The organism is Vibrio sp. 10N.237.312.B06, assembly GCF_041464685.1.
Classification (GTDB): domain Bacteria; phylum Pseudomonadota; class Gammaproteobacteria; order Enterobacterales; family Vibrionaceae; genus Vibrio; species Vibrio tasmaniensis_A.
In genome coordinates this window covers 1-3,025 of the sequence record NZ_JBFSPI010000170.1, presented here as the reverse complement: position 1 = coordinate 3,025, position 3,025 = coordinate 1, and the positions used below count along the sequence as shown (strand labels likewise).

Genomic DNA, 3,025 nt, shown 5'->3' with positions numbered 1-3,025 from the left:
AAGTGATGAATGTTGAGGATAATCATAACCTAGTACCCAGTTTGCGACAAAACCGTAAAAACATCAGCATGGTAAGAAAGAGGAAGATAGCGGCTCTTGATGATGAGTACCGCTCGGTTCTTTTAAACGCTGGAATTAAAATGCTCTAGCCGTGGGTGGCTACCCAAGTCGTTTACTGATATTGTTAACCTTTTAAAGTATCTCCCGCTATTATCAGGAAGTTAAATGTGACTCGTCATCAAAAATCACATGCCTCTCTGCTAGTGCCTCAAATGCAGCAACATTTCGTAATTGTCACGAATGGGTCTGCATCTTCGGTGAAGCTGCGAAATCTCGGTTTAAACATTATCAATAGTTTGGTTTTATATGCATAGATTATTATCAACTAATTTAAATTTTGTCGATATTTGGGTGGTTAGTCCGGATGATATACTTGATCCTGTGCTACTTTCACTGTGTAGAGGGGTTGTAACTCGAGATGAATTAGAGCATATTGAAAAATTTAAGTTTGAAAAAGATAGAAAAAATGCTTTAATAACTCGTTTTTTTGTTCGTTCTGTTTTATCTTTATATGTTACGATTAATCCACATGATATAGAGTTTTGTTATAATTCTTACGGGAAACCAAAGATTAGAAATGCTTTTTTTCCTGTCCATTTTAACTTGAGTCATAGTCAAGAATTTATAGTCTTGGCTGTTGCTTTTTTTAATGAAATAGGCGTAGATGTTGAATTTAGCGAAAGCTGTATCAATTTTAAAGATATATACAAGAAATTCTTTTCCAAAGATGAAGTTGTTTTATTAGATAAAACTGATGATAGTGAAAAATTAGATTTGTTCATGAAGCTTTGGACTCTAAAGGAGTCTTATGTAAAAGCGGTTGGTGGAGGGTTGTCTATTCCATTAAATGAATTTAGTTTTAGTGTTAATAAAAAATCTAGAATTAATTTAAAGACCAATACATCTTGGGGTGAAGATCCAATATATTGGAGTCATTGGTTGTTTAATGGTATTCCAAGACATAAGTTAGCAATCACTATTAGGAATCCCCTATCTATAAAATATAATATTCGTTCTTTTCATATGGTTCCGTTTGGTTCTGTTGTAAATATGGATTTATTTGAGGAGTGTGACTCTTCTTGAGATAACAGACTCTTTGAAAACTCGAATTAATGATAATTTCCAGGTTCTCAAGCCTTCATCTTCAAGTTGATTCGGTATATTTGACAGTAGTGTAGTTATGAGGAATTTTATGAATAGCCATGAAATTGAAAAGTATTTTCTTACTTCTATTAACGATTGTTTTTATTGTAATTATATTTTAAACCATAATGAGCTGATGACGATTCGTCTTAATCGTTGGTATAAATCTGAAATGTCAATTAAGAAAATCGATCAAACCATATCTAATCTGAATTTATTAGATAGAGAGGTTGTATTGAAAACAAAAAATAGAGAATGTATCCTCGCCAATATTCGTATACATTTAAATAATTTAAGTAGTCATGTTTCAAAAATTATTATTAATTCCAATGAGCCATTTGGAAAGGTTATTCATGATAATAAAGTTGAAGTGAAAATCAGAGGTGTTAAAATTTTCAGCTTCAATAATCAGGATCTTGATTCTAGAAGGATAAGATGCAGACATCTAATGTCTTATGGTAGGACTTGCCGAATTGTCGATGATAATAACAACACATTAGCGGAAGTATGTGAGTACGTTATATAAATGGTTCTTCTCCGCTTAGACGAGCGATAAAAGGTTGTTATTAGTGTTAAATTAGTATAATTTAAATCTCTTTAGGTCTTATTCCTCGCAGCTTGCTGCGTAAATAGAAAACAAAGAGATGCGTTAGCGGGCGTTAGCGGGCGTTTTCATATCAATACCCCACGGCTTGCAGCGGGGATGTTTATTGTGAATTTTGTATTTTTCTTGATTATTAAAATTTGGAGGGCTAATGCTGAAGACTAGCAATAATAAAGAGTTTTTTAGACAATCTTTTGAGAAGCAAGAATTGAAGATCTTAAACCTTGAAGGTATAGTTTTTGAAGAGTGTGAGTTTATAAGTTGTGATTTTACATCTACAACTTTCTCTCAATGTAAATTTTTAGATTGTTCATTTAATAACTGTAACTTGAGTTTGATTAAAGTGCCTGATTCACGCTTTATTGATGTTGCTTTTTTAAACTGTAAATTGATAGGTGTCAATTGGGCAGATGCATATTGGCCATCATTCAAATTCGAATCGGAAATAAGATTTACTAAGAGTATCCTAACCGATTCTTCTTTTTTTGGTTTAACATTAAACGAATTAAAAATAGATGAGTGTAAATTACATGAAGTTGACTTTAGAGAGGCTGATCTTCAGAATTCTTCACTAACGTATTGCGACTTTCTTAATAGTGTTTTCGCGCACACAAATTTAAAGAATGTTGATTTTACTGAGTCATGTAACTATAAAATTGATATATTCAACAACAATATATCCCAAGCGATCTTTACACGATCAGAAGTAATAGGTTTATTAGATAGCTTAGATATCGAGCTTGTTGACTAATCTTATCCGGGCCTTGTTACGTAAATGGATGGAGCTAAAGGGCACGAATAAGCTTTGTTAATCCGATGTAAAAAAAATCGAAGCTCTGTAATCTTGATCCCACACTGCTTTATTCATTTTCCTTGGTACTGACAAGTTTCCTGAAGATTTTCTAAACAAGTTTTGTACAAATCGTCGGCAACAAGCCATGTTTAACGCGGAGTCGCCTGCATAAATTTGTTGCTCATCTTCTTTAACAATGACATCCAACACCCAATGCTGCTGGTTCTCTATATGCCAAGGCCCTCCGCCACATGAAATGCAACACCCTACCTATTATGCAGCATTCAAGTGCTGCATAAATATATCGGGTTTTGTCGCAAAATTTAGTCTAACTACACGCGTACTGATTTTCAGATACAATTAGGCTGCTAGCGCATAAAACTGCTCCCAAATAGGTAAGCCTTCAGGGTTGTCGAGTTGCCCAT

The 3,025-nt window shown here is 33.7% G+C and carries 3 protein-coding genes and 1 pseudogene; 3 read left to right on the top strand and 1 reads right to left on the bottom strand.

The genetic code is table 11. The annotated features are described in order from the left end of the window. The first annotated feature begins 366 nt into the window (after positions 1-366). From AB6C75_RS23220 to AB6C75_RS23210, 3 genes are all read left to right on the top strand, one after another. A complete protein-coding gene (locus tag AB6C75_RS23220) occupies positions 367-1,143 on the top strand; it encodes a 4'-phosphopantetheinyl transferase superfamily protein (protein WP_372109457.1) in 777 nt (258 codons plus the stop codon). A gap of 109 nt (positions 1,144-1,252) precedes the next feature. Next, complete coding sequence (locus tag AB6C75_RS23215) at positions 1,253-1,729, top strand: hypothetical protein (protein ID WP_372109455.1); 477 nt, start codon at positions 1,253-1,255, stop codon at positions 1,727-1,729. Positions 1,730-1,958: 229 nt separating this feature from the next. Then, positions 1,959-2,558 carry a pentapeptide repeat-containing protein gene (locus AB6C75_RS23210; protein WP_372109453.1) on the top strand — a complete coding sequence of 200 codons (600 nt, stop codon included), beginning with the start codon at positions 1,959-1,961 and terminating at the stop codon, positions 2,556-2,558. 57 nt (positions 2,559-2,615) lie between these two features. On the opposite strand, the pseudogene AB6C75_RS23205 reads toward AB6C75_RS23210, so the two are convergent. Continuing rightward, positions 2,616-2,837, bottom strand: a pseudogene (locus AB6C75_RS23205) (transposase); the annotation flags it as partial. Positions 2,838-3,025: the final 188 nt, after the last annotated feature.

Bases quoted from the DNA above. Each gene is read 5' to 3' on its own strand.
- AB6C75_RS23220 (WP_372109457.1), top strand. From the start codon at position 367: ATGCATAGATTATTATCAACTAATTTAAATTTTGTCGATATTTGGGTG.
- AB6C75_RS23215 (WP_372109455.1), top strand. From the start codon at position 1,253: ATGAATAGCCATGAAATTGAAAAGTATTTTCTTACTTCTATTAACGAT.
- AB6C75_RS23210 (WP_372109453.1), top strand. From the start codon at position 1,959: ATGCTGAAGACTAGCAATAATAAAGAGTTTTTTAGACAATCTTTTGAG.